Consider the following 23,755-nt stretch of genomic DNA (forward strand, 5'->3'; position numbering starts at 1 on the left):
TTGATGGGTGACTTCCCCCCAGGATCCCCAGACCCCACAGCAGGCGGACAACCCGCAGATCGCCGCCGACTTCCCGACCGTGCTCGTGGTGGACAACGGTGCCCAGTACGCGCAGCTGATCGCCCGCCGCGTGCGTGAGGCCAACGTCTACTCGGAGGTCGTGCCGCACTCGCTGTCCGCCGAGGAGATCCTCTCCCGCAAGCCGGCCGCGCTGATCCTCTCCGGCGGGCCGTCCTCCGTCTACGCCGAGGGCGCCCCCGCCCTGGACCCGGCCCTGCTCGAGGCCGGCATCCCGGTGCTGGGGCTCTGCTACGGCTTCCAGTCGATCGCCCAGGCGCTCGGCGGCACCGTGGCCCAGACGGGCGCCCGCGAGTACGGCTCCACCCGGCTGGAGGCCATCGGCTCCACCTCGGTGCTCTTCGGCGGCCAGGACGTGGACCAGGTCGTCTGGATGAGCCACGCGGACTCGGTGACCGAGGCCCCGGCCGGTTTCGCCGTCACGGCCCGCACCGCCGGCGCCCCCGTGGCCGCCTTCGAGAGCCCGGAGAAGAGGATCTACGGCGTGCAGTGGCACCCGGAGGTGGGGCACTCCGAGCGCGGCCAGGAGGTGCTGCGCAACTTCCTGCACCACGGCGCCGGGCTGGAGGACACCTGGACCACCTCCTCGGTGATCGAGGAGCAGGTGGCCCTGATCAAGGAGCAGATCGGGGACCACCGCGCCATCTGCGGCCTGTCCGGCGGTGTGGACTCGGCGGTGGCCGCCGCCCTGGTCCAGCGGGCCGTGGGGGACCAGCTGACCTGCGTCTACGTCAACCACGGGTTGATGCGCCAGGACGAGTCCGAGGAGATCGAGAAGGCCTTCGGTGCGGCCACCGGCGGTGCCCGGCTCATCATGGTGGACGCCGAGGACGTGTTCCTGACGGCCCTGGCCGGCGTCACGGACCCGGAGGCCAAGCGCAAGATCATCGGCGAGAAGTTCATCCGCACCTTCGAGCAGGCGCAGGCGGACATCATCGAGGAGTCCCGTCACGATCCGGACGCGAAGGACGTGAAGTTCCTGGTCCAGGGCACCCTCTACCCGGACGTCGTGGAGTCCGGCGGCGGCGACGGCACCGCGAACATCAAGAGCCACCACAACGTGGGCGGACTGCCGGAGGACATCGAGTTCGAGCTCGTGGAACCCCTGCGCGCCCTGTTCAAGGACGAGGTCCGCGCGGTGGGCTCCGAGTTGGGCCTGCCGGACGAGATCGTCTGGCGTCAGCCGTTCCCGGGCCCCGGCCTCGGCATCCGCATCATCGGCGAGGTCACCCGGGAGCGCCTGGACCTGCTGCGCAAGGCCGACGCGATCGTCCGCGCCGAGCTGACGTCGGCGGGACTGGACCGGCAGATCTGGCAGTGCCCGGTGGTGTTGCTCGCGGACGTCCGCTCCGTGGGCGTCCAGGGCGACGGCCGCACCTACGGACACCCCGTGGTGCTGCGCCCGGTCACCTCCGAGGACGCGATGACCGCTGACTGGGCCCCGCTGCCCTACGATCTGCTCTCGCGGATCTCCAACCGGATCACCAACGAGGTGGACGGCGTCAACCGGGTGGTGCTGGACGTGACCAGCAAGCCCCCGGGCACCATCGAGTGGGAGTGACACCCCCGCAGCGGGCGGACCGCCGGGGCGACCGGCCCGTTTCCCTCGGGGGATTCCGCGGCGCGCCTGTGTACCGTGGAAGCAAGCACCGTTGCCGCACTGCCCCACCGTGCCGACCGACGCATTGGACGGTTCGGGCAAGCGGGCGGCGGCAGGAAGGACAACTGTGACTGAGCAGGACACCCAGCAGGGCCTTGCGGACCCCCGTAAGGATGCGAAGATGCCCGACGGCGGCCCCGACGAGTCCAACTCCCGTCTCACCTTCGCGGCCTGGTTGGCCTCCTTGGGCTCCGGGACCGAGAACGACACGATGCTGCGCTTCGCCCCCTCCGCGGCGAACAGCATCGACATCTCGCACGCCCATCCTTCCGGGCTGTCCCAGTTCATGACCGGCCGGAAGACGAGGCTGTCCACGCTGTTGCGGGACCAGGACACCTTCGTCCACGCCCGGGGCGCGGCCCGCCAGCTACGGGGCAAGATCCAGGAGCTCGCCGAGGACCGGGGCGTGGACGTGGGCTACCTGGCCACCGGCCTGGCCACGTGGCGCATGATCGAGGACGGCCGCTCCACCCAGATGTCCGCCCCCGTGATGCTCGCCCGGCTGACCCTGACGCTGCGCGCCGAGCAGGACGACTACGAGGTGCAGATCTCGGACCGGGCCCGGCTCAACCCCGCCTTGGCCCGCTGGTTCCGGGACCACCACGGGGTGACCCTGGACGCGGACGACTACCTGCGGGCCGCCTACGCCACCGCCAAGCTGGAGCCGATGCCGGCCATGGAGATGCTCCGGTCCCAGGGGCGCGAGGTCCGGGGACTGGTGGTGGAGCACCGGCTCATGATCTCCACCTTCGCCGATCTGGCGGACACCGCCTCCGTGGACGTGGTGGACTCCACCCACCCGGTGGTCTCCGCCCTGTACGACGCCGGCACCGGCATGGTCCCGCGCCGCGCGGAACTGCAGGACACCGGGCTGCCGCCGCTGGACGAGCGCGACCCGGCCACCGAGATGCTGATCCTGGACGCCGACCCGTCCCAGCAGCAGGCCCTGGACCACATCGCCGCCGGCCACGACCTGGTGGTGGTCTCCCCGCCCGGCACCGGCCAGACGCAGACCGCGGCCAACGCCGTGGCCCAGCTGGCCAGTGCCGGCCAGCGCGTGCTCGTGGTGGCCGAACGCACCGCAACGCTCGAGGACTTCCGCCGTCGCCTGGGGTCCGTGGACCTGGACTCCCTCGTGCTGGACATCCCCGCGGCGGCCACGCCCGGGCTGATGCGCCGCCAGCTGATCCAGGCCCTGTTGAGGGTGGAGCGCGCCCAGGAGCCGGCCACCAGCCGGCTGAACGCCACGCTCGTGGAGCGGCGCCATCAGCTCAGTGACCACCTGCGCAGCCTGCACAACGTGCGGGAGCGCTGGGGCTGTTCGCCGTTCCAGGCGATGCAGTCCCTGGCGGCCCTGACCGGCCTGGACCCGGCCCCGTCCACCACGGTGCGGCTCAAGCGCTCCGTGTTGGATGCCACCGTGAACCGGGAGGAGACGGCGGCCCAACTCGTCCGCGCCGGCGAACTGGGAGCCTTCTCCCGCGCCTCGGCGGAGAGCCCCTGGTACGGGGCGCGGCTGCGCAACGTGCAGGAGACGGAGGACGCCTACGGGCTGGCCGAGGACCTGGCCGGCGCGCTGCCCGTCCTGCGTGCGCAACTGGACGCGGCCACCGAGCAGGCCCAGCTGGCCACCGGCGGCACCTTCGCCGACTGGGTGGGCCAGATCCGGCTGCTCTCCGCCGTGCGCGGATCCCTCGACCAGTTCACCCCGGACATCTTCGACCGCCCGGTCACCGACCTGATCTCCGCCACGGCCTCGGGACAGTGGCGTAAGCAGCAGGGCGTGGAGATGTCCTCCATGACCCGCTCCCGGCTGCGCCGCGTGGCCAAGGAGTACATCCGTCCGGGCGTGCACGTCTCGGACCTGCACGAGGCTCTCGTGGATGTGCAGGACCAGCGTGCCGAGTGGACCCGCTGGGCCACCTCCAAACGCCACCCCTCGGTGCCGGCCGGCCTGGAATCGCTTACGGCCAAGGGCACCGAGGTGGCCGGGCAGATCGGTCGGCTGCAGCGGGCGCTGGCGGAGCCTCGGCATGACTCCGGTCGGCTGGAGAACCTGGCGGTGGACGAGCTCAGTGAGGTCCTGGACCGCCTGGTGGCGGACCAGGAGACGCTGACCACCCTGCCCGAGCGCACCCTCGTGGGGGATCAGCTGCGTGAGCAGGGGCTGCAGGAACTCCTCACCGATCTGCAGCGGCGTGAGGTCCCCACGGACCGGCTGCGCTCTGAGCTGGAGCTGGCATGGTGGCAGTCCGCCCTGGAGGCCATGATCTCCGGGGATGACTACCTGGCCATGATGGACGCCGACTCGCTGCGGAAGATCGAGGCGGAGTTCCGGTTGGCGGACAACACCCACCTGGAGGCCGGCGCGCAGCGGCTGAACTGGTTGCTGTCCCAGACCTGGCGGAAGATCTCCGGCCAGCACCGTGCCTCCGCCCGGGTGCTGCGTTCCCTGCTCAAGGACGGCAACCCGGATCCGGAGTCGCTGTCCGGCCTGGAACCGGATCTACTGCAGGCCCTGGTACCCGTGTGGACCACCTCCCCGCTGGCGCTGGCCGAGTTCCCCGCAGAGATGGGCTTCGACGCCGTGGTGCTGCTGGACGCCGAGTCCCTGGCGCTGAGCACGGCGCTGGGCGCCATCAGCCGGGGCCAGCAGGTGGTGGCCTTCGGTGATGGCACCTCCGGATCCCCGAAGACCTTCAACGTCTCCGTGGACCCGACCGCCTCGGCGATGCTGCCGCGAGAGGTCGATTCGGCCTTCAGCGCGCTGACGCGGGTGCTGCCGGAGGTGGCGCTGACCACCATGCACCGCGGGCTGGAGCGCAAGCTCACCCGGTTGCTGGGCGAACAGCTCTACGAGGGCACGCTGCAGATGCTGCCGGGCGCCTCCGAGCTGACCGGGTCGGACCATCCGGTGCGGGTCGAGTTCCTGCCCGGCGGGACCGGGATGCCCGGGGCCGGGGACGAGGGCGTGGAGTCCACCGTGGCCGAGGTCAACCGCACCATGGACCTCGTGTTCGAGCACATCCGGCACCGGCCGGAGCACTCGCTGGCGGTCATCACCGCCACCTCGCTGCACGCACGCCGCGTGGCCGAGGCCATCCGGCTGAACCTGCCGAACAACCCCTGGGCGGCCTCCTTCTTCACCCGGGAAGGCGAGCCCTTCGTGGTGGCCCCGATGTCCCGCGCCCAGGGCGTGGTCCGGGACCACATCGTCTTCACCCTCGGCTACGGCCGCACCCCGCACGGGCGCGTGGTGCACCACTTCGGACCGTTCTCCGAGGCCGGCGGCCGGGAGCTCTACGCCACCGCCATGACCCGGGCGCGCCGGCACCTGCACGTGCTGACCTGCGTCCATCCGGATGATCTGGATCCAGACCGGCTGGGCAACGGGGCCTCCGACCTCTACGGCCTGCTGGAGGCCTATCTGAAGGACACGGGGCACACGCCCTCGCTCAAGCCCCGCGATCCGCTGGTGGCGGATCTGTCGGAGCGGCTCGCGCAGCGCCACGCCACCGTGTTGCCGAACTTCGCCGGGAGCATCGATCTGGCCGTCTGGAACCCGCTGGGTCTGCCGGACTGGGACGGCCAGGCCTCTCCGGAGCAGGCCGTGCCCGTGGCGATGATCTCGGACGGCTCGGAGGTGTACCGCCAGATGAGCGTGCGGCAGCGCTCCCGCCAGCAGCCGCAGCAACTCGAACGCAGCGGCTGGCGCTACCACGGCCTGTGGACCATCGACGTCTTCTCGGACCCGGCGGGCTGCGCCCAGACCGTCGCCGATTTCCTGGGGCTGCCCGCGGCCGAGGACGGGCCCGGGGCCTCCGGGGACCTCGATGAGGGTCTCGGTGAGCGCGAGCGCGTGCACGAGCATGAGCGTGTCGACGAGCGTGAGGACGATGGGCACCGCTGAGCCGGACAGCACCGGACGCCCGGAGCAAGCTGCGGGCCTGACTCCGGGCCCGCCCTCGGCGCCACGCCGTAAGGGTCCCCGCCGGGCGGATGCCGCGGGGACCGGGCCCGCCTCCGCGGACGGTCCCGAACCCCAGCTCGCCGCCCTGAATCCCGAGCTGTCTCGGCCCGAGCCGTCACCGGGGGAGGCTGCGGGGAAGAAAGCGGGGAAGAAAGCGGGGAAGAAAGCGGGGGAGAAAGCGGGGGAGAAGTCGGGGAAGGCGGCGCAGAAGAACTCGCGGATGACGGAGCATGAGCGGTGGCTGCTGGAGCAGCGGCCCCCGCACTGGGGGTGAACTACCGGGGCTGAAATGCCCAGGCTGATCCACTCGGGCCGATCCATCCGGGCTGAGCTGCGCCGATGATCCCCAAGCCGGAGCGGGATCCTTATCGTGTCCTAGCCCCTGCGTAGGGTCGAAGACATGGACACGGCACCAGGACACGACGCCGGCCGGCACGGTACCAGCGCCGCCGCCGGTCCCAGCCGTGTCCTGGCGAATGCGCCGGACCTGTTGGCCCTGCGTGAGGCCTTTGCCGCGATGATCCCGGCTGCGATGGCGGATCCGGGTGCCCCGGACGCCGCACATCCTGCCGGCCCGGCGTCGATCGCCTCCCCGGACGGGGTCGAGTCCGAGGCCATCGACCGGATTGCGGTGCTGGAGCAGCTCAAGGCCGCGGTCACGGCGGCGCAGATGCGGGAGACGGCCGCCCTGCACACCCACCGGATCACGGCCGAGGCCCGTCGCGGTGTCCCGGTCCAGCGTCGGGGGCGGGGACTGGGCGGTGAGATCGGGCTGGCACGCAGGATCGGTCCGCACACCGGGTCCACGGAGCTGCGCAAGGCCGTCAATGTGGTGGCGGATCTGCCGAAAACCCTCGCGGCCCTGCGGGCGGGGACCATCAGTGAGTCCCATGCCGCGGCGGTGGAACGCCAGACGCAGTGGTTGGATTCAGGCTCGCGCCGAGCGGTCGATTCCCATCTGGCCGGGTTGTTCGGCTACAGCGGGGTCAGGGACCTGACCCGCGCGGCCCAGGCTGAGGCCGTCGCCCAGGATCCGGAGGCCGCCACGGAACGCTACGACGCGGCCCGGCGGGACCGTCACGTGTCCGTCAAGCCCTCCGAGTCCACTCCCGGGATGGCGTATCTGACCGCGTTCTTGCCGATCGAGCAGGCAGCGGCCTGCTATAAGAACCTCGTCGAGACCGCCGCCCGCCGGATCGCCGAGGGAGAGGCATGGCAGGAGCACGTGGCGGGCCCCACCGACGGCCCGGAGCGCCGGGGCGGTGGCCAGGAGCGTGGTGACCGGGTGGGCGGTGACCGGGAGAGTGGTCGGGATGATGGCGGGCACGAAGGTCGAACCCCGGGGCAGGTCCTCGCGGACACCCTGGTCGAGCGGCTCACCGGTCAGCCCGGCGCCACCGCGGTGCCCGTTGAGGTCCACCTCGTCATGACGGACGCCAGCCTGTTCGGGAGCACCGCACCCGGCACCGCACCACCACACACCGCACCCGGCACTGCACCACCACGCACCGCACCGACTGGCGGCAGTCCGCCCGAGACCGTCACGGATGCGCCAGGGGTGGGCTCACCTCCGGGCAGCCGTGCTGCTGCTGCGCGAGCAGCGTGGTTGCCCGGCTTCGGGCCGATCCCGGCTCCAACCGCGCGGCGGCTGGTGGCGGGCACGGAGGCCGAGGTCTTCCTTCGCCGCCTTTACACCGCCCCCGCAACCGGGCAGCTGGTGGCGATGGATTCCCAGCGCCGCACCTTCTCCGGAGGGTTGCGGAGGATGATCGTGATCCGCGACGGAACCTGCCGGACACCCTTCTGCGGTGCGCCGATCAGGCACCTGGACCATGCCACCCCGTTCCGAGAGGGCGGCGCGACGAGCTATCAGAACGGTTCGGGGTTGTGCGTGCGCTGCAACCTGACCAAGGAACACCCGGGCTGGAGTCACGATGCCACGGCCGAGTCGCTCACCGTGACCACTCCCACCGGCCACCGGTATACGCGGCCCACGGCGCCGCTCCAGCCACCACCACACACCGTGACGGTCGGGTCTGCCGAGTGCGCTGAGAACCCTGAGACAGCAGCGACGCCGGAAACGCCAGAAACGACAGAAACGACAGTGACGGCAGTGACGGCAGTGACGGCTGACCAAGCAAAGACGCCTGCCGACCCGGTAGAACTCGGCGGGCCGGGCCACTCGCCCCGTCGGAGGCCTCGGCCAGCCCTCGTCGGTCCGGTGGACTTCGGGGTTCCGTCACCCGGAGGGTTCGACGAGTACGAGCCGCAGCATCATGAAGCCGCGTGACCGTCGGCGTCAGGTGTCTGCGTCCCTCAGCCGTCGGTGTGGTCCACCAGCAGGGTGAGGTCTCGAGTGGCCGCGGCGGCCGCCAGCTCAGGGGCATGCTCCAGGGGCGCCGCCACCACGAGGACTCCGGCTTGATCGGTGGACCGGTCCTGGAGCACCTCCAAGCCGGTAGCCAGCACATCGCCGTCGAGACCCACCACGTCGATCCGGTCTCCGGCGTCCACCAGGTCCACGGCGTCCGGTGCGGAGAAGCGGACGGCCACGGCACGGTGGCCAGCCGGTGGAGTGGGGAAGCTCGTGTCCGGGGCGGGCACAGGAACCGAGAAGTCCTCTGGCGCCGCCACATCTGCCGTGGCCATCGACGCGTCGATGCCTGAGATGTCCCTGAACCCTGCGGCGTCTGCGACAGCCCCATCAGCGACAGCTCCATCAGCGGCACCACCGTCAGCGACACCACGGTCAGCGCCGCCGCCGAGGACATTGACCAGCAACAGGACGACGGCGAACAGCAGCGGCAGGGCGGCAACCGCCAGCTTCCATCGCCCGCGCCGCGTGCCACGGGCCGTTCCCACGCTGGGGCCGGACGGGCCGTCGTCGTACTCGGTCAGCAGCGCGGGCGGGGGAGTGGCCATCCGGAGGCGCACCGCCCGTCGCTGTCGGCGCAGACCTCGCCGATGCTCGCGGCGCTCAAGGCGTCCACGTGGTTCAGAGCGTTCAGCGCGTTCAGAGCGCTGTCGACGGGTGGGTCGGGAGAGGCCAGCGCGACGGTGCTGGCGGGGCAAGGAGGATGACATGCTCCGATCAGAGCAGTCGCCGGCAGGAGGGTGCCATGGTGGCGGCGCCGACCGTGGACAGCGTGGGGGAAACGGTCCTCTGTGGAGGAGCCGGCTAAGCCGCTGAGCCCTTGGATCCGCTGCCAGACGAGGAGCCGCCCGAGGTGGAACTTCCCGCAGAAGAACCGGAGGACGAAGAACCGGAAGACGAAGACGAAGACGACGATGCGCCGGAGTCGCCCGAGGTGGAGGCGCCTGACGAGGAGTCCGACGAGCCGCCGGAGGACTGGCCAGCACCTGCGGTCGCGGGCACCGTGGAATCCGAGCCCTTGGACCCTGAGCCCTTGGAGCCCGAGCCCTCGGAGCGGGAATCGTTGCGGTAGAAGCCGGAGCCCTTGAAGACCACGCCCACGGAGTTGAACTTCTTGCGCAGGGCGCCCTCGCAGGAGGGGCACACGGTCAGTGAGTCATCCGTGAAGGACTGCACGATGTCGAACTCGTGGCCACAGTCCTTGCAGGCGTAGGCGTAGGTGGGCACCGGTCGGTCCTCTCATCAGGGCACTGAGCGGCGGATCTCTCCTGGCACTCTCAGGCTTGGCACTCTGGCGATTCGAGTGCCAAGTCTACACCGGGCGTGCTCAGGACGGCTCCGCTCCGAACCACGTGAAGCCGTCCGGGGTGACCACCCCGTCGACCGGCCGGTCGTGCTCATCGGACGGGACCTGGCCGTGCGAGAGGAACTCATGCCGGAACACCATCGCGACGGTGATCGGGGCCGCGGAAGGCGCCGGGCCGGCGTCGTCCACCGGTGTCTCCCGCCGGTGCTGCTGCCGCTGGGGCAGCTGTTCCAAACCGGACAGGAACCGGTCGTAGTACCCGCCGCCCTGCCCCAGCCGGAGGCCGCGGGTGTCCACCACCTGGGCGGGCACCAGCACGAGGTCCACGGTGGCGAAGGTGTCCACGCCGAGGCGCTCGCCCACCGGCTCGTCGATCGGCGCCACCGGGCTCCGGGCCACCTCCACGCCCGGATGCCAGGCCGTCCAGGACATGCGTCGTTCCGGCTCGGTGATCGGGACCAGGACCTCCACGCCGGCCTCGTGCAGCGCGGTGCGCAACGGTCCGGTGTCCGGCTCGGAGCCATAGGACATCACGACGGCGGCACGCCGGTGGAGTGCGCGCGGCAGGTACCACTGGAGCACCGTCTGGGTGAGGGCGGCGGACTGCTCGGCCCGATCGGCCGGGTCCAGTTCCCGGCGGCGGGCCCGCCAGAGGGTGCGGAAGTCCTGCTTGCGGTGCCGGAGCACCTCCTCGGGGGTGTCGCCCCGGTTCCCGGTGAGGGACTCGGAGTACTGCACCTGGGCCTGACCCTTGGCGGGGTCCGGCGATGACGCGGGGGAGGGCTGGTGGAAGGACACCCTCCCATTCTGTCCCATCGGGCCGGGAGGCAGGGAGGCCGGGAGACAGGGGTGGACCTAGGATCGCACTATGCCCTCTGCCGCGACCCATCGTTGGCCCGTGACCCTGGAGCACGGGGAGATCGTGCTGCGCCCGTTCCGCCGCTGGGACCAGGAGGAGTGGATGTCTCTCCGGGCCCGGAACCGGGACTGGCTCCGCCGCTGGGACGCCACCAATCCCGAGCCGGACAGCGCGTTGAAGAGCTACTTCGAGATGGTCAAGGTGCTCAACCGATCGGGCCGGGACGGTGCCGCCCTGCCCTGGCTGATCTGCCTGCGCACCTCGGCCGGCGGTCAGCCGGTGATCGTGGGACAGCTCAGCGTCTCCTCGATCGTGCGCGGTTCGGCACTCTCGGCGTCCCTGGGCTACTGGATCGACCAGCAACGGGCGGGCGCCGGGATCGTGCCGACGGCCGTGGCGCTGGCCACGGACTACTGTTTCGGCAGCCTGGGACTGCACCGGATGGAGATCAACATCCGGCCGGAGAACGCCGCGAGCCTGCGGGTGGTGGAGAAGCTCGGGTTCCGCCACGAGGGCCTGCGGCGGGACTTCTTGCACATCGACGGCGACTGGCGGGACCACGAGTCCTTCGCCCTCACGGCACCGGAAGTCCCGGAGGGACTCCTGACCCGGTGGGAGGGACGCCGCCGGCGAAGCCCCGGCAATGGACGGGCCGCCACGCTCTAGAGGTGCGGCCGCCCTCCCAGGGGTCCGACCAGGTGTCCTGCAGAGGGTCCAGACAGAGGGTCCAGAACGGGACGGAACACGGCTCCGACCGGCGAATATCCGGGATATCCGGAGGACACACCGCGTCGAATCACAACGGTGTAGTTTTCGCCCGGTAGCGTAGGGGGAGTGGATGCAGGCACGGGTAGTCTTGAGGAGTCGCTCAGCCTTGCACTGGGCTTCCTTCCGGACATCCATCTGCACGGATCACTGGTGCTGTGTGCACTGGTGGTGGCGTGGCTGATAGCCATCTACCGGAGGGCGAAGAAACAGCCCCTGTCCAGGAGCCACCGGAGGAAGACCATGACGCGCACCGCCCAGTCCACGCCCCGGGACGCCGAACTCCCGGCGATGCAGGAGACCGCCCCGGGGGCCGACTTCCGCGTCAAGTGGGGTCGCACCGCCCTGGCAGCCCTCGCCCTCGTGGCCGCCCTCACCTTCATCGGCACCGGACTGGCCGCAGCCTTCGGCGCGGGCACCCTCCTGATCGCCGGCCTGTCCGCCGTGGTGGCAGTGGCCGCCGTGGCCACCCTGCGCGCCCTGGCCGTGCGGGACCGGAAGAAGCGTGCGGACCGCCGGATCGAGCACGCCTTCGATGAGGCCATGAGCCCCACCCCGGCCGCAGCAGACCACGTGGTCTCCGGTGCCGGCACCACGCCCGTGTTCGACGCCGCCTCGGGCACCGGTGACACCCGCCCCCAGGCCTCGGCTCCCTCCGATCGACCCGCCGTGCCGTCTGCGGAGCCGCAGAAGGCCGCCCCGGCCGAGCCGGGCGCAGCCACCGTGCCAGCCGTGCCAGCCGTTCCCCGCCCCACCTACCTGGACGCCAGCGAGGCGCACCGCCCGGCACCGGCACCTCTGGTGACGCCGGAGGCCCCGATGGCCAGCCCCGGTGTGAAGCTGAAGTCCGGTGTCTCCGCCGAATACCGGGCCAAGCTCGAGGCCACCGCCCACCGCCCCCTGGACCTGGACAAGGTCTTGGAACGGCGCCGGGCCGTCTGAGATAGAAGGCAGCCGCCGATGCGCAACGGCGCGCACCGGGATGAGGCGGAACACCGGCAGGTCCAGTACCTGGCCTCGAACACCGTCCACACCCGACTGGGCCAGGTCCTGGAAGAGCACGGCCACCACCTGGTGGGGGCCGAGCTCGTGGACCTCCAGCACCGGCCCGGCGCGGGAGCCACCGGCATCTTCCGCGTCCAGGCCATCCCCGAGACTCCGGGGGAGCCCCAGAACCCGAAGGAACTGTTCCTCGCGCTGACCGCCGAAGCCGTCCCCGAGGACGCCGTGATCGCGGCGGGCCAGGACGTCGACGCCACGTGGTCTGCCTGGTTCCACCCACACGACCCGTTGCTGACCGGACTGGCCCTGGCCTCGGATCCGGAGTCGGTGGCCTCCCTCTGGGGTGGCGGGGGGACCGTGGTCGACCTGCAGACGGTCAGCTACCGCCCCTTGCGCCGGGCGGTGCTGCGCGCGGTCGTCGCCGGGGAGACCGGCCGACGCACCGTGTTCCTCAAGGTCATGCGCCCCGGTCTGGCCACCCGCCTCCACCAACGGCATACCCTGCTGGCCGCGGCCGGGGTGCCCGTCCCGGCGGTGCTCGGGCCGCCGGTGGCGGACGTTCTGGCACTGGAGCAGGGCCAAGGTGAGGTGCTGGCCACGGCGATCATGACCGACGGTGCCCGTCATGTGCAGCCGGCGGACGTCCTGGGCATCCTGGACCGGATGCCGCTGGAACTGGTGGAGTTGCCGCGCCGAGACGCCTGGTCGGATCGGATCGTGGACTATGGACACGCGGCCGCCACCGCCCTGCCGGACCAGGCCCGACGGATCCGGTCATTGGTGGAGCACCTCCAACGCCAGCTGGACAGCACGGACCGCGGACCGGTGGTGCCCACCCACGGCGACTTCTATGAGGCCAATCTCCTGGTGAGCCAGAACCGCATCAGCGGGGTGCTGGACATCGACGGGTGCGGGCCGGGGCACCGCGTGGACGACCTGGCCTGCTTCCTGGGCCATCTTGCGGTCCTGCCGGCCGTGGACCCACGGTACGTGTACGTGGACCAGGCCTTACGGCGCTTCCACTCGGCCTTTGTGTCCGAGGTGGATCCGGCGGCCCTGGCCTGCCGGTCCGCGGCCGTGGCGCTGTCCCTCGTGGCCGGCGCCCGGGACTCGGGCCGCCGGGACTGGCAGTCCTCCGCCCGGCAGCGGCTGGACATCGCCGAGTCGCTGTTGGCCCTGCCTCAGTCCGCCGCGGGCTGGTAGTCCTTCTCCTCCACCAGCCGGTATCCCACCCCGCGCACGGTGATGAAACGCGTGGCTCCGAGCTTGTTGCGGAGGTAACGCACATAGACGTCCACCACGTTGGAACCTGGATCGAAGTCATAGCCCCACACCCGGGAGAGCAGCTGCTCGCGGCTCAGGGCCTGGCCCGGGTGACGCAGGAACGTCTCCATCAGGGAGAACTCCCGGGCGGAGAGGTCCACCTCGACGCCGCCGATCGACGTCACGTGCCGCACCGGGTCCAGCTCCAGATCGGCATGCCGCAACACGGGATCCGGTGGGGTGGCGGCGGACCCGCCCTCGGGGCGCAGGCGCAGGCGCACCCGGGCCACCAGCTCGGCGAAGCGGAAGGGCTTGGGCATGTAGTCGTCGGCACCGGAGGTCAATCCCTGGACCGTGTCCTCGCCCGAGGCCCGGGCGGTGAGGATGATGACGGGCAGGTCCGGCTCCTGGGCGCGGATCTTCTCCAGCACGGTGAAGCCGTCCATGTCCGGCAGGCCCAGGTCCAGGATGACCAGCTCGAAGCCACCGGTCAGTGCCAACACCAGGCCCTCGCGTCCGGTGGCCGCCACCGTCGTCGCGAGTCCCTCGGCCTTGAAGCCCTTGGCCACGAAGGAACTGATCCGTGGCTCGTCTTCGATCATCAGGATTTGGCTCACGCCGCACCGTCCTTGGAATGTGTCGTTGTGCTCTGGCTAGACGCTACCGTTCGGGGCCGGCCGGTGCCGGTTTCCCCGTGGTCGGTGACATCCGGCCCGGTGGTGTCGGGCCCGGTCGGGTTCTGGGGGGCCAGCGGCAGATCGAGGTAGAACGTCGAGCCGATCCCCGGGGCGGACTGCACGTCCACGGTGCCGCCGTGGGCTCCCACGATGGCGGTGACGATGTTCAAGCCCAGGCCGGAGCCCTCGGCCCGGGTGCTGTTCGAGCCCCGGCCGAAACGGTCGAAGATGCTGTGCCGGTCCTCGGGCCGGATGCCGATGCCCTGATCCCGCACCCATAGGCGCAGGGTCCCGGACAGCGCCTGCGACCCGATGGACACCTTGGATCCCTCCTGGGAGTACTTCACCGCGTTGGAGGCCAGTTGCAGCCAGGCCTGGGTGATGCGCTGGGCATCCAGGGGCACCGTGAGGTCCGCGGCGTGGTCCAGGGTCCAGATCCTCGGGCCCAGCGGGGAGGCCTTGCTCAGCACGTCGCGGGTGAGGGAGCCGACGTCGACCGGCTGGGTCGCCACGAAGTCCGGCCGGCCGGACTGGGCCAGGGTGACGAGGTCATCCACCAGCAGCCGCATGCGGTCCAGCTCGTCCAGGGCGATCTCCTGGACCTCGCGCACATCGGCCGGGTCGGCGGCATCCTGCAACTCCAGATGTCCCTGGACGATGGTGATCGGGGTGCGCAGCTCGTGGCCCACGTCGTCCAGCAGCTGCCGCTGGGAGGAGAAGGACTCCTGGAGGCGGTCCAGCATCTCGTTGAAGGTCATCGCCAGTCCGGCCACGTCGTCCTGGCCCGAGACCGGCACCCTCCGGCGCAGGTCCGTGCCGGAGATCTCCGCCGCAGTGGACTGCAGGATCCGTAGGGGGTGGAGCAGGCGGCCCACGAGGATCCAGCCGGCCACCCCCACGAGGACCAGCACGCCGAAGCCGACGATGCCGTATGTGACGAAGACGGTGTCGAGTTCCTGCAGCGCCGCCGAATAGTCGTAGGCCAGCAGCATCAGCGCTGGCGCCGCGTCATGGTCGAACTGGATGGGTACCGTCACCGCGCGGTACGTGGTCTGGGCGGTGGTGAGTGTCTCGATCGCCACGCTCTGGTCATGGAGCCGGCTCGCCGCCCACTGCACGATCTCCGGGTCCCGTTCGAGTCGGAGCTCGACGGCGGGGGAGGCCGTCCAGCTGATCGTGCCGTCGCGGAAGCCCAGCATGCCCTCGTGCTCGGCCGGCATGGTGCGCTGCATGGCCGTGAAGACCAATTGGTCCGAGGCGGAGAACGGCTCCCCGGAGCTCGGGTCGATGCCCTCCTGGGCCAGGATGCGGAACTCCTGGACCGAGCGCGTCAGGGAATCGTCGATCTGCCGGACCATGCTGCCGCGCTGCAGCACGTAGGCGGTGGCCCCGGACAGGATGAGTGCCAGAGCGGTCAGCAGCACCAACAGGGCGATGACCCGGGTGCGCACCGGCAGGGCGCTCCAGTTCACCATGAGGTTCCGCCGGCCTCGCAGACGATCGCCGGCCCGGGATTGCTCCCGGACCGGCGTGGCTCTGCGTGAGTCCGGGGGAGGCGTCACCGGTTCATCCCGTGGGTGCCCCGGTGCTCAGTCATCGTGCTCAGTCATCGTCGTCATCCCAGTCGTCATCGTCTTCCTCATCATCCCAGTCATCATCATCGTCGTCGTCCCAGTCGTCGTCACTGTCGCGAGGCTGCTGGGGTGCCGGGTTCGGGACGGACCGGGGCGGGGCCGGAGCGGTGTAGGTGGGTCGCGGGGCCGTGCCACCGGAGTCAGAGGAACCGCTCCCACCCGAACCGGAGGAACCGCTCGTGGCCGGAGCGCTGGTCTCCGGTGCGGGCTTGGAGGTGATCTTGATGCGGGACGAGTCCGAGGTCGATGACGGGGTGGCGGGCGCGGGGGAGGAGTCTGGTGCAGGGCTGGCAGGATCGGTCTCGGCCGGGGAGGGGTCCATCGAGGACGGGGCGTTGCGCGCGTCGGACGAGGGGGCGTCCGTGACGGCGATCATCGGGCCCAGGTTGAGGCTGCTGGGCCGCGCCGACACCACGGCGACGCCCAGCGCCGCCATCACCGCGACCACCATCAGGACGACAGTGGCCTTCAATCCCCGACCTGTGTTCTTCATGCCATCCATGATCCCGCGTCATCATGAAGCGAAGATGAGAGACGGCCCGGCCGGCCTGAGGACTCGATGATCAACGGGATGTCGTCACCCGTCACCCGTCGACATCGCCCGCGTCCGGATCCCCGTCGGGTTCGCCCGCCGGATCGTCCTCCGGTTCGCTGTCCCGATCACCGGCCCGGTCTTGGTCTCGGTCCTCGGCCTGGGCGGCGGCGTCGGCCTCGAAGCGGGCTTGCGTGGCGCCCTGCTCATCCCCGGACAGGTCCAGGGACTGGGCGAGTCCCAGCCAGGCCGCCATGCGCAGGTACCGGGCGGTGCCCTCCTGCTCCGTGATCATCCGGAACAGGGTCGCTGCCTCCTCGGCCCGCTCCTGTTCCAACAGCACGTAGGCCGCGAACAGCTCGGCGTTGGAGGAGGCGGTGGTGTCCTCGGAGGCGGCGAACAGGTCCGCGGCCGTCAGGGCCGAGGACACGGCGGCCGACCCCTGGCGCAGCGCCCAGAGCCCGCGGGCGCGGGTATCGGTGAAGTCGGCCTCGTGCCAGGACGCGGAGGAGTCCTGGGCCAGGGCGATCGCCTCGTCCAGCAGAGCCACACCGCGTTCCTGACCCAGCTCGCACAGCACGTGGCCGAGGGCGTGCAGGGCCTGGGGCAGCACCGCGGGATCGTGGTCCGTCTGGTCCTCGTCCTCTTCATCCGCGCGGGCCAGCTCCACCGCGCGGGAGAACCGCTCGGCGGCCTGCTCCGTCTTCTCCTGGCGGTTCAGGAGGGCGCCGGCGGCCAGGTGCATCCGGGCCGCCTCGTCCGTGGCACCCGCCTCCTCGAACAGGCTCGCGGCGCGCTCCCAGTGCTCCAAGGCCTCGTCCGGACGGTTCTGGTGACGGGCCGCATGGCCGAGATCCACGAGGGCACGCGCCAGCCCGGGCAGGCGGCGGGCGGCCTCCTCGCGGCGCACCAGGCCGGCCAGGACCCGTTCGGCGAGGGCATGTTCCTCGGCCTCCAACAGCTGGTGCCCCAGAGCCAGGGTCAGGTCCGAGGCCTCCGGGACCTCACCCTGCTCGGCCTGTGCCACGGCCACCTTCCAGGCGAGGATTGAGGCCTGCTGGTCACCGGCGTCCGCCGCCAGCCCGGCCAGCAGGGCCGCGGCCGAGGCGGCACCCTTGCGGACCCCGGCGGCGGCGTGGAGTTCCACGGACCGCAGGGCGTGGAGCACCGCATCGGTTCCGTCCCCCTGCTCCTGCGCCACCACCGCCTTGAGCATCCACATGGCGGCCCGCACGGCCCGATTGGACTGACCGGCCAAGACCTTGTCCGCCACCTCCGCCGACAGCTCGGGCTCGTGGCTCATCAGGTGCACGTGGGCCAGGAACATGCGGGTGGAGGACAGGGCTTCGGGGGCCACCGGCAGCCCTGCCGTCGCCCGGGCATCCTGGATCTCCAGACATTCCTCCAGCAGCTCCACCGCGGAATCGAGCTGGCCGTCCTCCACGTGCCGCACCGCCAGCGCCACCAGGACGTCGGGCAGCACGGTGTCCACGGAGCGGGCCGATCGGCTCCGCTCCTGGTCCACGACGCCCTCCAGGACGGTGGCCTCGAACGATTCGGGTTCGCGCAGCAGCATGACGCCGAGCTCGATCTCCATCCGGGCGCGATGCGGATAGCCGGCGGCTTCGAGCACCCGGGCGCGGTCGGCGATGTATCCGGTGGCGGTGGCATGGTCCCCGGTCAGTGCGGCCACGGACGCCAACGCCCGGTACAGGCCGGCCCGGCTCACCGGGTCCTGACCGCCGGGGGCGTCCAGGCCGGTGCGGGCGGCGCGCGAGGAACGGGTCAGGTCCTCCGCATAGGCGGCCTCGTAGGAGACGTCCAGCCAGCCGCGGGCGGTCTCGGGTGCACTCTGCGGTCCGCCCGTCAGGGACCGCCGGGCCAGGACGGCGTTCAGCCGCGGTCCGAGGTCGGCCGGGAGCCCGGAGTCCGCCTCGGAGCCGTCATGCTCGGTCATGCCAGCCCTTCTGGTCCTACTGGTCCCCATAGTTCGTCAGTCGCGGCGGTGTGCACGGTGCAGGGTGCAGGGCGCCAGTGCCGCAACCCATCCAGTATTCCAGACGGCGGGCCGGCAGGACACGGGGCCGGCAGATGGCCGGGATCCCACCGCTTAGACTGGCCCACATGGATTTCGACAGCCGCGTCGGCGCCTACGGCGTCGTCATCCGTGACCGCGCCCTGCTCATGAGCCTGTGGCAGGGCCCCACGGAGGACATCTGGACGCTTCCCGGGGGACAGGTGGAGCTGCGGGAGCAGCCGGAGGAGGCCTGTGTGCGGGAGATCCTCGAGGAGACCGGCTATCACGCCGTACTCGGCGACCTGCTCGGCGTCACCAGCCGCACCATCGAGGCCGGCCGCCGCCTCTCCCATCCCGGCCGCCCGCTGTTGACGGTGCAGGTCCTGTACCGGGCCGACGTCGTCTCCGGCGAGCTGCGGCCCGAGACGGACGGCTCCTCCATCGACGCCGCCTGGATACCGCTCGACGGGCTGCACCGGCACCGCACCTCCCCGACGGTCCACCGCGCCCTCGAACTGGCCGGTGAGCTGCGATGAGTGCCACCTCGAATCACCCCACCGCACCACACCGGGGCGCGGCCCTGATGACCGCCGGCGCACTGACCGCAGCCCTCCTGGCGGGTTGCACACCGCAGCCCGGCCCCGGGGGATCCGCCCCGGGCGGCGCCGCTGGAATCGCCTCCGCGGCCTCATCGGGCGACGCCCCCGTCTCCCTCATCACGGGCACCCGCCCCGAGGAGCAGCTGCTGGCCGTGGTGATCGAGCGTCACCTGGAGAACGAGGGCATCCCCGCCGAGGTCGGAGAGCCCTCCGCGGAGCCCTGGGGTGCCGCCGGAGCACAGCAGGTCGCCGTGGTGGACACCCTGGCCATGGCCACACAACTCATCCCGGACACGCTCGCCGGGGAGGTCCCGACGCCGTCCCCGTCACCCGAGCCCGCCGGGTCCGGGTCCCGCACGGACCCCGGCTCCGGCGCCAGCCCCAGCGCGGAGGCCTCAGCCAGCGCCACGGCCTCGGACCCGGCGCCGGCCACCCCCACCGGGCACCCGACGGCCACCGGCTCACCCACCCCGCTGCCCGAGGGGCGTCCCGCCGCGGACGCCCAGGGGACGACCGCCATGGTCACGGAGTTCTTCCCGGAGGACACGGCGGTGGTGGGGTCCTCCGCGGGCACCATGCGCCTGCAGGCCGTCGCCACCACGGCGCTGACCGGGATGTATGAGATGGAGGACCTCACCGACCTGAACGGACTGTGCGACCGGCTGGTGTTCAGCCCGCAGATCGACGCCGCCGTGTACGGCGAGCGGCTCGCCTCTCTCGCGGGATGCGAACCGTCCCGGTGGGTGGAACCGGGCGAGCTGGGAGTCGTGGGGGACCTCGTCACCGGCCGGGCCGACGTCGCGCTGATGTACGGGACGGACCCTGCCATCTCGGACCAGGCGCTGGAACCCCTCGCCGACCCGGCGCGGGTCCTGCCCGAGGGACGTGTGGTGATGGTGGCGGACCAGGAGGCCCTGCCGGACGGGACGGAGGGCGCCCTCCGCGCCGTGGCCGATCGGCTGGACGGGGAGATGCTCGCCGAACTGCAGCGGCTCACCACGGGGCCGGACCGGTTGCCCCGGGAAGAGGCGGCCCAGTTCTGGTTGGTCGCCGCCGGTCTCGAGGAGACCCCTGACGGCTGGTTCTGACGGTCGCTTCTGCCGGGCGGCCGGAGACCTGGCAGAATCCGCGGGCGCTCGGTTCTAGGATGGAGCGCATGGCAAAGACACGGTCCGGTCAGATCAAACAGTCCTCCAAGCTCCTCAACGTGCGCTATGACGTGCGCGGACCCATCCTGGAGGAGGCCCAGCGGATGGAGGCGGCCGGCCACCGGATCATGAAGCTGAACATCGGCAACCCCGCACCGTTCGGCTTCGAGGCCCCGGACGCCATCCTCAAGGACATGGTCTCCCACCTGCCCCACGCCCAGGGCTACTCCGACTCGCGCGGCATCTACTCCGCCCGCACCGCGGTCAGCCAGTACTACCAGTCGCGCGGGATCATGGGCATCGACGTGGAGGACGTGTTCATCGGCAACGGGGTCTCCGAGCTGATCTCCATGGTGCTGCAGGCCCTGGTGGACGACGGCGACGAGGTGCTGATCCCCTCACCCGACTACCCGCTGTGGACCGGCGCCACCACCCTCTCGGGAGGCCGCGCCGTACACTACCGCTGCGTGGAGGAGGAGGGCTGGTCCCCGGACCTCGAGGACATCGAGTCCAAGGTGACGGAGCGGACCAAGGCGCTCGTCCTGATCAACCCGAACAATCCCACCGGCGCCGTCTACTCGCGCCAGGTGCTCAGCGGGATGGTGGAGATCGCCCGCAAGCACAACCTGGTGCTGATGAGCGATGAGATCTACGAGAAGATCCTCTACGACGGGGCCCGCCACATCAATGTGGCCGGGCTCTCCGACGACGTGGTCACCCTGACCTTCTCCGGGCTGTCCAAGGCCTACCGGGTGGCCGGATTCCGCTCGGGCTGGGTGGCGATCTCCGGACCCAAGCACCGCGCCACGGACTTCATCGAGGGCCTGACGCTGCTGGCCAACATGCGCATGTGCGCCAACGTCCCGGCCCAGCACGCCATCCAGACGGCGCTCGGCGGGTACCAGTCCGTCAACGACCTCATCCTGCCCGGCGGACGGCTGCTCGAGCAACGCAACCTGGCCCAGCGGCTGCTCTCGGAGATCCCCGGCGTCAGCGTCCAGCCGGCCCAGGGGGCCCTGTACCTGTTCCCCCGGTTGGACCCGGAGGTCTACCGGATCGAGGACGACGAGAAGTTCGTGATCGACCTGTTGCGTTCCCAGAAGATCCTGGTCTCCCACGGGCGGGCCTTCAACTGGCCGGACACGGACCACTTCCGCCTGGTCACCCTTCCCTCCGTGCGGGACCTCGAAGAGGGCATCGGCCGCATCGCCGACTTCCTGGAGGACTACCGTGAGCGCTAGAAAGCATGTGATGGACTTCCAGCAGGACCCGCGGGCCCTGTTGCGGGCCCGGACCCCGGGCGGTCTGGCGAGGGGTCCCGTCGACGTGGACCCCGACGCCACGCCCGGATACCCGGGCGGCAAGGCCGAGGGGGAGGCCACCCTCGAGGCCCGGGCCGAGCGGCTGACCCAGCTGCAGGAGCTGCTCTATGCCAACGGGGTGGCGGGCTCGGTCGATGCCGCGGGCCACGGCCGCTCCCTGCTGCTCGTGGTCCAGGCGATGGACACCGCCGGCAAGGGCGGGATCATGCGCCACGTGGTCGGCGCCATGGACCCGCAGGGCGTGGAGGACGCCGCCTTCAAGGCACCGACGGACGAGGAGAGGTCCCACCACTTCCTGTGGCGGATCCGCCCCCACGTCCCGCCGGCCGGGTTCGTGGGCGTCTGGGACCGCTCCCACTATGAGGATGTGCTGATCCACCGGGTCCGCGGTCTCACGCCGGTGCCGGAGATCGAGCAGCGTTACGCCGAGATCCGGGAGTTCGAGCAGGAGCTGGTCCAGCGCGGCACCCGCGTGCTGAAGGTCATGCTGCACCTGTCCAAGGACGAGCAGCAGGACCGACTGGCCGAACGCCTCGACCGGCCGGACAAGTTCTGGAAGTACCACCCCTCCGACGTGGACGAGCGGGTCTACTGGGACGAGTACATGGAGGCCTACCGGATCGCCATCGCCGAGACGGACACGGACCAGACGCCGTGGTACATCGTCCCGGCGAACCGCAAGTGGTACTCCAGGATCGCCGTGCAGGAGCTGGTGATCTCGGCCCTGGAGGGGTTGGACCTCGAATGGCCGCCGGCTGGCTTCGACATCGGCGCCGAGAAGAGGCGTCTGGCCGCCAGCTGACCGCCCGGGCGGGGCTTGCCCGGAGGCGCCCCGGTGCAGTCAGCTGCAGTCAGCGCCGTCAGCCGGTGAACAGGGCTGAGGCCTTGATGGCTGTCTGGACGAGGCCGTAGGCCAGGGCGGCCATCACGATCAGGGCGAGGAACACCGCGACGGCGTTGTAGGTGCCGCTGGTGGCGGCGACGCCTTCCGAGACCCGGACGTCGGCGGGCCGATCCGGGTGGTGGTCGGACTCTCGGGGCTGGGGTGAGGTGCTCACGCGGCGGTCTCCTTCTCGCGGATCCTGTGCTCAGGGATGTGGTGCTTGGCAGCGACCGGACGGACCAGCAGGTTGGCGATGAAGCCGATCGCCAGCAGGCCGACCATGATGTACAGGGACAAGGTGTAGAGGTCCGCGCCCGTCTTGCCGGCGGCGGCCTGGGACTCGAGCAGGCTGTTGACGATCAACGGGCCGGCGACCCCGGCCGCGGACCAGGCGGTCAGCAGCCGGCCGTGGATGGCGCCGACCTGGAACACGCCGAACATGTCCTTCAGGTAGGCGGGGACGGTGGAGAACCCGCCCCCGTAGAAGGAGATGATCACCATGGTGGCGATGATGAACACCACCAGGTTGGCCCCGCCCATGAGGGCGATGACCAGGTACATGGCCAGGCCGATGCCGAGGTACATCATGTAGTTGTTCTTCCGTCCCCAGTAGTCCGAGGTGGTGGACCACACGAACCGGCCGGCCATGTTCGCGATGGACAGCAGACCCACGAACCCGGCGGCGGCCGCCGGGGTGATCTCGTTGAAGTAGGCCTGGATCATGGGGGCCGCGTTCTCGAGGATGCCGATGCCGGCGGTCACGTTGCAGAAGAGCACGAGCCACAGCAGCCAGAACTGCGGGGTCTTCAGGGACGAGTCGGCCGAGACGTTGGCGGTGGTCTGCATCGGCTTCGCGGCCGCCTCGGCCGGGTTGAAGCCGGCGGGCTTCCAGTCCGGGTGGGGGACGCGGATCACGAGCGCGCCGAGGGCGATCACCACGGCGTAGATCACGGCCAGTGTGAGGAAGGTCTGCATCAGCCCGGCCTGGAGTTGTTCCGGCTGGCTGCCACCACCGAAGAGCGCCATCAGGCTGTTGGACAGGGGGCTGGCGATCAGGGCGCCGCCGCCGAATCCCATGATGGCCAGGCCGGTGGCGAGTCCCGGCCGGTCCGGGAACCACTTCATCAGCGTGGACACGGGGGAGATGTACCCGATGCCCAGGCCGATGCCGCCGATGACCCCGTAGCCGAGGTAGACCAGCCACAGCTGGCCCGTGGCGATGCCCAGGGTGGCCACGAGGAATCCCACCACCCAGAACGCGCCGGCCGCCACCATGGACTTGCGGGGGCCCGAGCGCTCCACCCAGGTGCCGCCGAAGGCCGCCGCCAGGCCGAGCATGGCGATGGCCACGGAGAAGATCCACCCGACCGCCACGTCGCCGGTCTCGAAGTGGCCCATCATGGGGATCTTGAAGACGCTGAAAGCGTAGACCTGGCCGATGCACAGGTGGATCGCCAGCGCGGCGGCGGGGATCAGCCACCGGTTGAAGGTCCGTGGGGCGACGATGGCCTCACGATCGAGGATGCTGGGCATGGTGGTGTGCGGTCCCCCTGTTAGAACACCGGCTGACCAGCCGTCTCACTGGTACCCGGTACTGACCTTGCTGTGGGAGAGCGTAGCGACGGGATATCCCTAGGTCAATCAATCTCCAGACCCGGCGCCCTCC

Annotated in this window: 20 protein-coding genes; 11 read left to right on the plus strand and 9 right to left on the minus strand. The window is 70.8% G+C overall.

Going from position 1 to position 23,755, the window contains the following annotated elements; translation table 11 throughout:
• Positions 1–7: 7 nt before the first annotated feature.
• The 4 genes from guaA (at position 8) to ACSU1G_RS16415 (ending at position 7,998) form a co-directional block, all read left to right on the plus strand.
• The gene (gene guaA, locus ACSU1G_RS16400; RefSeq protein ID WP_439281037.1) at positions 8–1,639 is read left to right on the plus strand and encodes a glutamine-hydrolyzing GMP synthase; all 1,632 of its coding nucleotides are present in this window, start codon (positions 8–10) and stop codon (positions 1,637–1,639) included.
• A 166-nt stretch (positions 1,640–1,805) separates the two neighbouring features.
• Complete coding sequence (locus tag ACSU1G_RS16405) at positions 1,806–5,648, plus strand: DEAD/DEAH box helicase (protein WP_439281038.1); 3,843 nt, start codon at positions 1,806–1,808, stop codon at positions 5,646–5,648.
• Positions 5,635–5,982 carry a hypothetical protein gene (locus ACSU1G_RS16410; protein WP_439281039.1) on the plus strand — a complete coding sequence of 116 codons (348 nt, stop codon included), beginning with the start codon at positions 5,635–5,637 and terminating at the stop codon, positions 5,980–5,982. Before ACSU1G_RS16405 ends, ACSU1G_RS16410 begins: the two co-directional genes overlap by 14 nt.
• 126 nt (positions 5,983–6,108) lie before the next feature.
• Positions 6,109–7,998, plus strand: a complete 1,890-nt coding sequence (locus ACSU1G_RS16415; RefSeq protein ID WP_439281040.1) for a DUF222 domain-containing protein — start codon at positions 6,109–6,111, stop codon at positions 7,996–7,998.
• A 26-nt stretch (positions 7,999–8,024) separates the two neighbouring features.
• Here ACSU1G_RS16415 and ACSU1G_RS16420 read toward each other — a convergent pair whose 3' ends face one another.
• The 3 genes from ACSU1G_RS16420 to ACSU1G_RS16430 form a co-directional block, all read right to left on the minus strand.
• Complete coding sequence (locus tag ACSU1G_RS16420; RefSeq protein WP_439281041.1) at positions 8,025–8,630, minus strand: hypothetical protein; 606 nt, start codon at positions 8,628–8,630, stop codon at positions 8,025–8,027.
• Positions 8,631–8,886: 256 nt separating this feature from the next.
• The gene (locus tag ACSU1G_RS16425; protein ID WP_439281042.1) at positions 8,887–9,309 is read right to left on the minus strand and encodes an FmdB family zinc ribbon protein; all 423 of its coding nucleotides are present in this window, start codon (positions 9,307–9,309) and stop codon (positions 8,887–8,889) included.
• A gap of 100 nt (positions 9,310–9,409) precedes the next feature.
• Positions 9,410–10,186 carry a 5-formyltetrahydrofolate cyclo-ligase gene (locus tag ACSU1G_RS16430; protein WP_439281043.1) on the minus strand — a complete coding sequence of 259 codons (777 nt, stop codon included), beginning with the start codon at positions 10,184–10,186 and terminating at the stop codon, positions 9,410–9,412.
• A gap of 70 nt (positions 10,187–10,256) precedes the next feature.
• Here ACSU1G_RS16430 and ACSU1G_RS16435 point away from each other — a divergent pair, with 70 nt between their 5' ends.
• The 3 genes from ACSU1G_RS16435 to ACSU1G_RS16445 all read left to right on the plus strand — a co-directional run bounded on the left by ACSU1G_RS16435 (position 10,257) and on the right by ACSU1G_RS16445 (position 13,217).
• Positions 10,257–10,913, plus strand: coding sequence for a GNAT family N-acetyltransferase (locus ACSU1G_RS16435; RefSeq protein WP_439281044.1), 657 nt, complete (start codon positions 10,257–10,259; stop codon positions 10,911–10,913).
• 342 nt (positions 10,914–11,255) lie between these two features.
• Entirely contained in the window at positions 11,256–11,954 is a 699-nt protein-coding gene (locus ACSU1G_RS16440) for a hypothetical protein (RefSeq protein ID WP_439281045.1), read from the plus strand.
• An 18-nt stretch (positions 11,955–11,972) separates the two neighbouring features.
• A complete protein-coding gene (locus tag ACSU1G_RS16445; RefSeq protein ID WP_439281046.1) occupies positions 11,973–13,217 on the plus strand; it encodes an aminoglycoside phosphotransferase family protein in 1,245 nt (414 codons plus the stop codon).
• On the opposite strand, the gene ACSU1G_RS16450 is transcribed toward ACSU1G_RS16445, so the two are convergent.
• The 4 genes from ACSU1G_RS16450 to ACSU1G_RS16465 all read right to left on the minus strand — a co-directional run bounded on the left by ACSU1G_RS16450 (position 13,196) and on the right by ACSU1G_RS16465 (position 18,077).
• Positions 13,196–13,894, minus strand: coding sequence for a response regulator transcription factor (locus ACSU1G_RS16450; RefSeq protein ID WP_439281047.1), 699 nt, complete (start codon positions 13,892–13,894; stop codon positions 13,196–13,198). The two genes, ACSU1G_RS16445 and ACSU1G_RS16450, sit on opposite strands and share 22 nt — an antisense overlap.
• Positions 13,891–15,429, minus strand: coding sequence for a sensor histidine kinase (locus ACSU1G_RS16455; protein ID WP_439281048.1), 1,539 nt, complete (start codon positions 15,427–15,429; stop codon positions 13,891–13,893). The genes ACSU1G_RS16450 and ACSU1G_RS16455 overlap by 4 nt, the downstream gene beginning before the upstream one ends.
• A 127-nt stretch (positions 15,430–15,556) precedes the next feature.
• Positions 15,557–16,081, minus strand: coding sequence for a hypothetical protein (locus tag ACSU1G_RS16460; RefSeq protein WP_439281049.1), 525 nt, complete (start codon positions 16,079–16,081; stop codon positions 15,557–15,559).
• 91 nt (positions 16,082–16,172) lie between these two features.
• Complete coding sequence (locus tag ACSU1G_RS16465; protein WP_439281050.1) at positions 16,173–18,077, minus strand: tetratricopeptide repeat protein; 1,905 nt, start codon at positions 18,075–18,077, stop codon at positions 16,173–16,175.
• A 167-nt stretch (positions 18,078–18,244) separates the two neighbouring features.
• Here ACSU1G_RS16465 and ACSU1G_RS16470 point away from each other — a divergent pair, with 167 nt between their 5' ends.
• The 4 genes from ACSU1G_RS16470 to ACSU1G_RS16485 all read left to right on the plus strand — a co-directional run bounded on the left by ACSU1G_RS16470 (position 18,245) and on the right by ACSU1G_RS16485 (position 22,008).
• Positions 18,245–18,673 (plus strand): NUDIX hydrolase, encoded by a 429-nt coding sequence (locus ACSU1G_RS16470; RefSeq protein ID WP_439281051.1) that lies wholly within the window; start codon positions 18,245–18,247, stop codon positions 18,671–18,673.
• The gene (locus ACSU1G_RS16475) at positions 18,670–19,824 is read left to right on the plus strand and encodes a hypothetical protein (protein WP_439281052.1); all 1,155 of its coding nucleotides are present in this window, start codon (positions 18,670–18,672) and stop codon (positions 19,822–19,824) included. Before ACSU1G_RS16470 ends, ACSU1G_RS16475 begins: the two co-directional genes overlap by 4 nt.
• 68 nt (positions 19,825–19,892) lie before the next feature.
• Positions 19,893–21,125 (plus strand): pyridoxal phosphate-dependent aminotransferase, encoded by a 1,233-nt coding sequence (locus tag ACSU1G_RS16480; RefSeq protein WP_439281053.1) that lies wholly within the window; start codon positions 19,893–19,895, stop codon positions 21,123–21,125.
• Positions 21,126–21,135: 10 nt separating this feature from the next.
• Positions 21,136–22,008 (plus strand): PPK2 family polyphosphate kinase, encoded by an 873-nt coding sequence (locus ACSU1G_RS16485; RefSeq protein WP_439281054.1) that lies wholly within the window; start codon positions 21,136–21,138, stop codon positions 22,006–22,008.
• A gap of 58 nt (positions 22,009–22,066) precedes the next feature.
• Here the strand turns inward: ACSU1G_RS16485 and ACSU1G_RS16490 are convergent, their stop codons facing one another.
• Positions 22,067–22,264 (minus strand): MFS transporter small subunit, encoded by a 198-nt coding sequence (locus ACSU1G_RS16490; RefSeq protein WP_439281055.1) that lies wholly within the window; start codon positions 22,262–22,264, stop codon positions 22,067–22,069.
• Positions 22,261–23,622: an L-lactate MFS transporter gene (locus ACSU1G_RS16495; RefSeq protein WP_439281056.1), complete on the minus strand. Its 1,362-nt coding sequence runs from the start codon at positions 23,620–23,622 to the stop codon at positions 22,261–22,263. Before ACSU1G_RS16495 ends, ACSU1G_RS16490 begins: the two co-directional genes overlap by 4 nt.
• Positions 23,623–23,755 lie beyond the last annotated feature (133 nt).

This window comes from Microbacterium sp. A93 (assembly GCF_051842835.1).